5 protein-coding genes and 1 CRISPR repeat array are annotated in these 8,436 nt (G+C 42.3%); all 5 genes read right to left on the minus strand.

Features of this window, described 5'->3' with window-relative positions; all coding sequences use genetic code 11:
- Positions 1 to 214: 214 nt before the first annotated feature.
- Entirely contained in the window at positions 215 to 349 is a 135-nt protein-coding gene (locus CDG77_RS38770; RefSeq protein WP_262985189.1) for a hypothetical protein, read from the minus strand.
- Between the two features lie 82 nt (positions 350 to 431).
- Positions 432 to 2,537, minus strand: a complete 2,106-nt coding sequence (locus tag CDG77_RS32295) for a CRISPR-associated protein Csx11 (protein WP_143857138.1) — start codon at positions 2,535 to 2,537, stop codon at positions 432 to 434.
- The gene (locus CDG77_RS32300) at positions 2,527 to 3,741 is read right to left on the minus strand and encodes an RAMP superfamily CRISPR-associated protein (RefSeq protein WP_223270098.1); all 1,215 of its coding nucleotides are present in this window, start codon (positions 3,739 to 3,741) and stop codon (positions 2,527 to 2,529) included. Before CDG77_RS32300 ends, CDG77_RS32295 begins: the two co-directional genes overlap by 11 nt.
- Positions 3,742 to 3,778: 37 nt before the next feature.
- Complete coding sequence (gene cmr1 / locus CDG77_RS32305; protein WP_094333286.1) at positions 3,779 to 4,912, minus strand: type III-B CRISPR module RAMP protein Cmr1; 1,134 nt, start codon at positions 4,910 to 4,912, stop codon at positions 3,779 to 3,781.
- 253 nt (positions 4,913 to 5,165) lie between these two features.
- A complete protein-coding gene (ltrA, locus tag CDG77_RS32310) occupies positions 5,166 to 6,866 on the minus strand; it encodes a group II intron reverse transcriptase/maturase (RefSeq protein WP_094333287.1) in 1,701 nt (566 codons plus the stop codon).
- Positions 6,867 to 7,459: 593 nt separating this feature from the next.
- A CRISPR array of direct repeats spans positions 7,460 to 8,009; the repeat unit is 37 nt; unit sequence GTTTCAGTCCCCTTGCGGGGTAATAGTCTTTGGAAAC.
- Positions 8,010 to 8,436 lie beyond the last annotated feature (427 nt).

An 8,436-nucleotide genomic window follows, 5' to 3' on the forward strand; every position in this document is an offset into this window, starting at 1 on the left:
TAATGGGTCAAATAACCGCTTTTTGTATTTAATTTTTAGCTCCGATATTGCAAGTCTTATCACAGACTCTGGCAATAGTTCTTTAAACGGTAGTCCCAAACTTTGGCTAAATTTATCAAGAGAGGATTTGTACTCGTAGTGTCACAGTAGTATTTATGATGTTTGCTTGCTCGTCTCAAGGAAAGTATTTCATGAACGAGTAAGCTTTTCCTACCTAAAAAATTTTTGGAAAATTATTACATTTAACTCCACTGTCTTTGTCAGGCACAGCGATGGCGTAGCCGCCACCAGCCTGTAGCGATCGCAGTACCACAGGATCAATCGCATTGCTCCCTCTCTGAACCTTCACTGTTCAATAGCTTTAAAATCTGTAGTGCCTATCCCGTATAGCTTAGAGCTTTTCTTAGTGCCATTCGAACTTGGACCTCGGTTTATTGGGAATAAGCCCTGGTAATTGAGATATAAAATCCGATCTCACATTTTCGCATTGCTCCCATAGGCAATTGTCCTGTATATATTGACTGAACGTGCCAAAGTTGCTTACCCGTAGGCGAGTTGTAATTCAGCATTTTTTGTCCTGCATCCAGAGCAGCCCGGAGGGGAATACGACGATTGAAATATACAACACCCAAATGCAGAGGTAGACGATTACGAACTTTGCCCATCTCGCGATCGTATTTCGTTTGGATTGTCTTAATTACGTCAAGTGAATTTTCTGCTGGAACAAGCGCCATAAAGGTACGCGGTTCAGCCAGAATAGAAATTACACGGCTATACTCTGTTACATCAAACATGACGTTGCTAATATTCAGCTTGCCCTGCAACTTGCTGGGACTTCCATAGCCAGTTGAATCTTCTATGGGTACTTGCTGATTCAACAACCGACTACGAACAAACTCCGTTGCTGTTTCATCACTCGCATACTCTTCAGACTTTGCACCAAGTTGCTTGGCAGTATAACGAAGATTGTCTGTGGTGATCAGATTGCCATTGTCATGTAAGACACTAAGCTTGGTCATTCCTAGTACAAGGTCATAGTTTCCATAACGCTGCAACTTGAATTGGGTGAGATTGGACGGTTTAATGATCAGGCGATTTTTTACCTTTGGCAACTTGGCATCTGGCATATCTGTCAATACTTCTTGCCAAAACTGATAGGTGGTTTTCCAAACACGCTGGATACGTGCAAAGGAGGGTTCTTTACTTTTGAAATTAGGCGGATTGCATACAGCAAACAGCGTTTTGATCATGTCACCATTAAGCCAGTCATTCAGGTTAAATTGACCAATAACTAACGCCAGACGACCATTTTCATCAGCCACCTCGTCAATCCAGATTGTATTTCTGGAGGATATTTTCTCACTATCTTTTTTGTGTAAGTCTTCTGACCATGCTTTTGCTCGTCTACCTCGTCGTTCTAGACAAACATGACAAATGTTGCGTGACCGTGCTTCACATTTTTGCTCTTTATTGGACATACCCCAGCCTTGCGGACGTACACCACAGACTGTGCAGATATCGGTAACTTCTCCCTGCCACCAGCGATTTGAACAATCTTTAAAAGGTATAATTGGTGGCAAAGGCAGTTCCAGAGCTTTGTGGAGGACAATACCTTCTTTGTGAGCTTCCGTGATATGGATTCGAGGTTTTAACTCTCCGTCTAACTCACTTTTCCATCCAGTGTTTAAAATTTGGTTTTCAAGAAGGTTACGCCATCGGCTACCCTCAATATCATCCCCTTCCAACTCTGATACTAAAAAAGCACTCCCATTTTCATCTTGATAGACTTCATTACCCAATGGGTAGGTTTCTTCCAGAAGTATACGTACACAGTTCAAAGATGCTTGCAAGGATCTTTGCCGACTAAGTAAATCACTGATCGTCAGCGATCGCTCTAGAAAACCTAGACCATCAAAGCTGATAGATATAATTCGCCACTTTAGATTATCTTCAGTAACTTTATTTTCTAGAACATATCGAGCAGCGATCGCTTTCCAAAAGGCGGCTGTGGCTGCTCCCCATTCCCACAGGCTAACTTCGTTCAGCGGCCGCCTTGTATCCGCTAAAGCATTGTTGAATGCTTGTTCTAGCTCTTTGAGAAAAATATGACGCTGATTGATATTGTTAACTGCTTTGAATAGTTCTGATGAGCTTTCGTGAAGTGAAGTCTCAAACCCAAATACAGAAGCAGCAATTAGAGAAGAATTTTTTTCTTCTATTTCTGGCTTGTCTATATGGGCAACACCATGACAAATTCCTAACAACCTGATACGCCAATCTGAAGAATGTTTTGCTTTGGAGGGTTTGCTTTGTTCTATTAACTGCTTAAGTGAAACACTCTCAGCAGATGTGAGTGAGTTGAGCGGTTCTTGTATTTCAAAGCTGTCTAAAACAGATGAAATTTCACTGGGATTAAACTGCGCCCTTAAACTTTTCCATTGACCAATAAACTTTTGCAAGTCATGTAAAAATGCTGCCACTTCCGTCAAGAGCAGAGCATCACGTTTGTCGGCTAAACTTGTTAAGTCATAAGTCATGCCTAATTTCCGCCTCTTTCTGTTTTTCACATAACTGCTCTGCCATTTCCTGAGCGTGATCGCACAACTCACTCCAGTTAACAAAAGGTACTTCAGTCATAGATGGTTTGGAACGCAGTGCTGTAGTTTCGAGTGCTGGCTCTGGAGTAACAGTCTCGGCTAGTTGGCGACCTTCTCGTTCCCACCACTTTTTAGCCTTGTCGTAAAGATGCTTTTCTTTCTTACCAGATTTTCCAAACAAATATTCTGCTTCTAACTTTAGGCTGCCATCAAAACTTTGAAAGTCTGGATGCAGTTGTCCTTCTGTAATTAGGTAACGGGGTAGCTGAGGTTCAGGCGATGTTACCTCGGGTTCAGGCTGCTTTAAGTCTGGCAAATTCGCCCGAATTGCCAATTCACCCGTACCATTGAGTTCTGCAATGCCAAAGCCACTACTGGTCTTGGCACCAAAACCGTAGACAGTCAGCATTTTCTCAACTCCCTCGGCAACCAGTTGTAAGTCTGCGGCAACTTCATCTGATTTGACTGAACCAAAGGGGACATATAGCAAAATGAATTCTCCTATTGCATTAACTGGAACACACTCAATTAAAATTGGATTCTTGCCTACGCCGGTTTTGCGATCATGCGGGTTAATCACTTCCCGATCAATTTTGTCAAAGAAGGTTGGATAAAAATAGAGGCGACCTGCTTGCCCTCTTTCATCCTCACGGGCATCACCAAGAAGGCGAATAATTTCCTCATCTCCTTTTTTATGTTCCATTTGCCACAATGTTGCTCGTAATGCTCCTTTCCAGCTTGTTGAGGCAACCATCGGGGTTTGAAATACCTTCTCTTTGTGAACAGGGTTATCAAGCAGGTAAAAGATGTGATCGTCTTTGCTTAGATAAGGCTTTCGCAGTTTGAAGGGGACACGCAGCATAAAGCTGAGTGATGGCAGGTAGTTGAGGGCAGAGAAGTCTGGTATGAAGTGAAAGGCATCAGGAATAATGCTGGGTTTTAAATCTTTTTGCCAAGCATCACGAATGGGATTTTTGAGTTCTGAACCCTGAGCTTCATACCATAAATAAGCAAGATGCGGTTCAGTTTGAACTGACTTTTTAGCAGATTGCTCTATCTTCCTTTCTGCCTGTTGACGCTTACTTTTATCCTTTTGTTTTTTTGCTTGCTCAACTTCTGCTGAGGCTTGCTCAAGTTCACTCAAGTTGTTGCCTAACTGCTCTTTCCGAAAAACATACTAATCATACTGCATAATTTTTCTCCTGTAATTGCAACAGGCTATGCAGAAATATTGTTACTTCACTTATAAGTGGTGTTTCAGTATCTCTCGTTGAATCCGTTTCACGCCAGATATGCAAAGTATAGTTGACTACAAGGTGTTTATAAATATCATTTACGATTTTTTCTCTATCCCATCCATTTTTATAAACCTCTGCTTTTTCAGGAATCCAACCCCACACACGAATAAGCTTTTCATTGTTATAGGAACGAGAAATTTTGATTTTGGCTGCCATTCGCTTGTCTTCCACCGTGCCCATGATGAAGTGGCGTAAATCTTTATCAACATCACCATTGTTGATATTTTTATCCTTCTTATTTTTTTTAAGCACTAGACCTTTATGTTCACTCTTGTTCAGGATGGCATTGTTCTCTGTTCTGAAAAGTTTTCGGAGATCATACTTTAAGTTGAAGGTATCTTGCTCTGTAAATGAAGAATTTGAATCTTTGGGTTTAATTTCTGCCAGAAAAATGTTCTGTAGTGTAGGTAACTTTGGATAAAGTTGGCTTCCATTTATGGCAATAAGCCAATCATAGAGAGGCTGAGTTTTGATGTAATCTCCCTCTACCTTAATTACACCAAATCCCATTTGTGGACGCGCCCCTAAAGCCGAGCAATCAGCTATAAACTGAATTAATCCTACAATTATTTCTGGCTTAAATTTTGGATTTAAGCTTTGGATTTTAATAAAAAAAGTCCCTTTTTTAGGGGTATTTGGAGGCTTAGAATCTCGAAAATACCAAGTTGGTGTTTTCTCCTCACGCTTACCGTTTTTATAGGTTCGCTCTGCTTTAATGGAATGCGTAATGTTTGCATCAGAGATTTCAATGTTCTGTACCTCCAGACGGAACTGACGTTTCCAGCCAGTTGCACCAAACACTTCGCAGACCTTACAAAGCCCATTGTTTGGCTTTTTGAGATCATATAAGCATTCTTGCTCAGTAGGATCGCACACCTGGCCCCCAAAACCTCGTACTAATGCTTCCATCCACCAGCGCAAGCTACCAAGGATGCTAGTTTCGTGAATGCGATCGCACTTCCCAGCCTCAATGCCACCTGTCCAGATTGGAGTAAGAGTCTGAATTTTTACTTCCATTGCCACTGTCTGATACCCTTCACCAAGAATATCTAATTCTTAGGCATCTGGCTATAAAAGTAACTTTCCTACTTCTCACATTGGTTTCAGTCCCCTTGCGGGGTAATAGTCTTTGGAAACTCTGGTGCTGTGTCTATCTCGTGGATCGAAGCTGTCCGGTTTAATGGGTAGGGCAGGGATATTGCTACCCCTTTCCCCCCGACAAACCGGACAAGCAAGTTAACCAAGCATCCGGCTTTAGCAAATCCTAGAGCTACCAAAGACTCAGTTCATCATCGAGTTCAGAATTGAGTTTCTGTACTAGAGAATGTATTTGTTGATGACAGTAATAATGCACTAATTGCAAATTAGCATAACTATCGTTACCGCCTTGATGACAAGGAATTTTATGGTGCTTTTGTATGGGTTCATCATTGAGTAATGACTCCCCGCATACAGGACACTTGAATCCTTGTTTTTGGGCAAGCTTCTGGTAACTAGGAATTAAACTTTTAGATTTAATACTCTGCCGATTTTCCCAATAAGATTTTAACTCTGGGTCATCCGTAGAATAGGCACCCTTGACCATTGGATGTCTCCTAATATTGAACCAGCTAAACTTGAGCAGATGCTTTCCCGTGCGCTTGTTGCCAAACACCCAGTAATCGCTTCTATCAAGATTTAGCCTTCCCCAATAACGACGGTTACACCAAGATTGATTTTTCTTAGCGTGCATTCTTTTGGCGTACCTTCTCTCCCTAACAAACATCCATCTATCTAAAGAACTGAATATTTGTGAGGAAACTACAGTCCGATAATAGTTAGCTATTCCCCGAATAATTGGGTTTAGCTTGCCTATGACAAAATCAACACTACAACTTTTATTATCAAGCCATACTTGTTTGATTTTATCCCGGATATTTTGCAAAGATTCAATGCTAGGTTTGATTAATACTTTCCTACCTGTTTTGGTAGTGGAATCAGGATATTGTCTGATATGAAAGCCTAAGAAGTTGAATCCATCCAACAGCCGTACTATGTGGGTTTTTGACTCCGATAGGGTTAAACCTCTAGCAAACATAAACTCTTGGAGGGTATCATGGGCTTTGACAGCATCTTCCCGACTTTTGCAGAACACCACCAAATCATCGGCGTAGCGTACAATACCTCGGTCGCCAATTGTATGACCGTTTTTATCGTAGCGAATGCCGAGAGCAGATTCCATACCATGCAAAGCTATATTCGCAAGTAGAGGTGAAATAATTCCACCTTGAGGTACTCCAGCATTGGTATTATGGAAAACACCTTTATCCACATATCCCGCATTCAACCATTGTTGGATTAATTTTCTGGCTGGAAAATTACCAATGGCATTAATTAGCGGTACATGAGAGATGTTATCAAAGCAACCTTCGATGTCCGCATCTAACACCCACTTTTTAGTGGAGTTGGCTTTTGACATTGAATGTATCCTTTCAATCGCATCATGGCATGACCTTCCAGGTCTAAAGCCGTAGGAAGTACGCTCAAAGTGCGCTTCCCAATAGGGTTCCAAAGCATTTTTGACGATGGCTTGGAGACATCTATCGACAATACAAGGTATTCCGAGTGGTCTTTGTTTTCCATTAGATTTACGGATATATACCCGCTTGACTGGTAACGGCTTCCAAGGAATAAATTTGGTGAGAATATCCACCAACAACCCTCTGGCTGCCGGGGTTTTTACCAGTAATCTATCTACCCCTGCTGTTTTACTGCCTTGGTTTAATTGCGTTACTCTTCTAACGGAAAGTAGTATATTAGAGTAGCTACGCATAAGTAGCTTTTGAAGGCTGCCAACCTTTTTCAAGTTACCGCCAATGGTTGCCTTGAAAATTCTCTGTCTTAGTCGCCTAACTACTCGGAACGCGTTTCTCCAGTTCACGCTATTCCAGTCAGTAGTTCTTCCGGTTACGTTCACAATTTTTAATTGCACCTAACTTTTCCCGAAGAAGTTCGGTTTCCGTTGCATTAGACTTCAAGGGATTCACTCGCCACACGTCGGCACTCTTTCAAGTTGGTTATTTTAACCTATCTGCCCAGTTATTTATTCCTGTTGCCTTTCGACATAGCAGCATTCGCTTCTTGTGGCATCTTACACCCACTGGGGGATTAAAGCTGGATTACTCCAATCTCTACTTTTGACATCGACCTAGTTAAAAGACCCCGTTGGGGTTCCTACGTATCACACGCGAGAGATGCAACTAGCTTGGGTTCCCTCTATACACCGGGGGTTCTTGGTGTCTACTGATTCTGAGGATTGGGCAGAATCACTTTACCCCTTTTACCGTCTCAGCCGTTTTCGGTAATTCCTCTTCACGATGCCTCTACGAGGATTCACATCTGTTAACCCTGTCTAGTTTTACCCTAGCGCTTCACCTAACTGTGCGGCTTGCTGATGTCGCGCATTTTACCCTCTAGCTCTGAAACATCGCAGTTACCCGCAATGCCCCTTCGGGCGGGTACTGGCTTTTGACACTTGCCACGAGTTTTTCTGAGGAACTCACTCTCTACGTGCAACCGATAGTCGCACCAGTCCCCTTGCGGGGTAATAGTCTTTGGAAACTCAATCGGTGGAAATCGATCCAGATGCTCAACAAGGTTTCAGTCCCCTTGCGGGGTAATAGTCTTTGGAAACTTTATGTAGTAAATAAGTGTTTGTTAGAAATTGGATTGTTTCAGTCCCCTTGCGGGGTAATAGTCTTTGGAAACTCTAAGATTCCCTTTTTTACTGGGTACAATACTTTACGTTTCAGTCCCCTTGCGGGGTAATAGTCTTTGGAAACTGACACAAGTCAATTTGGCGATATTCTTCAGCGATGTTTCAGTCCCCTTGCGGGGTAATAGTCTTTGGAAACCGAGAGATCCAGCCCACTGCTTGACATTGGCACTGTCAGTTTCAGTCCCCTTGCGGGGTAATAGTCTTTGGAAACCTGATGACACCAATGAACCACCAGACCCCGACGACGTTTCAGTCCCCTTGCGGGGTAATAGTCTTTGGAAACTCTACAGTCATCTCTTGCATAGTTTTAAATCTTACTGGTTTCAGTCCCCTTGCGGGGTAATAGTCTTTGGAAACCGCTCCATCTGAAACTGTTACAGAGCAGGCTTCCTGGGAAGCATTTTGGCGAACCTCAAAAATAGGTCGATTTCAGCCGCTCTTATTGCGACTATTTTCAACTTCCCTTAACACTGAAACTGTGAAACTATTTACTTGTCAAGGTTCTGGCGATTTTGGCAGATCCCCAGGGTTTTTGACCTCGCTTCGACTTGCCAAATATCAAACTGATTTCATAATCATAAGATGTGTATTTATTATTGTCTATGAGTTTGCGGAGATTTAATCTCCAACACCATATTCTCGCTCAATCAAACCCAACAATTTCTCTTCCACAGCCGTTAAATAAGGCCGATTCAGCTTCCCCAATAACTGCAACAGACTTTTGACTGTCTCCAAAGAGCGAATCGGAATACACTCGACCAATGCGATAAGCCTAACGGCATGG

The organism is Nostoc sp. 'Peltigera membranacea cyanobiont' 213 (assembly GCF_002245975.1).
In the GTDB taxonomy this organism is placed as follows: domain Bacteria; phylum Cyanobacteriota; class Cyanobacteriia; order Cyanobacteriales; family Nostocaceae; genus Nostoc.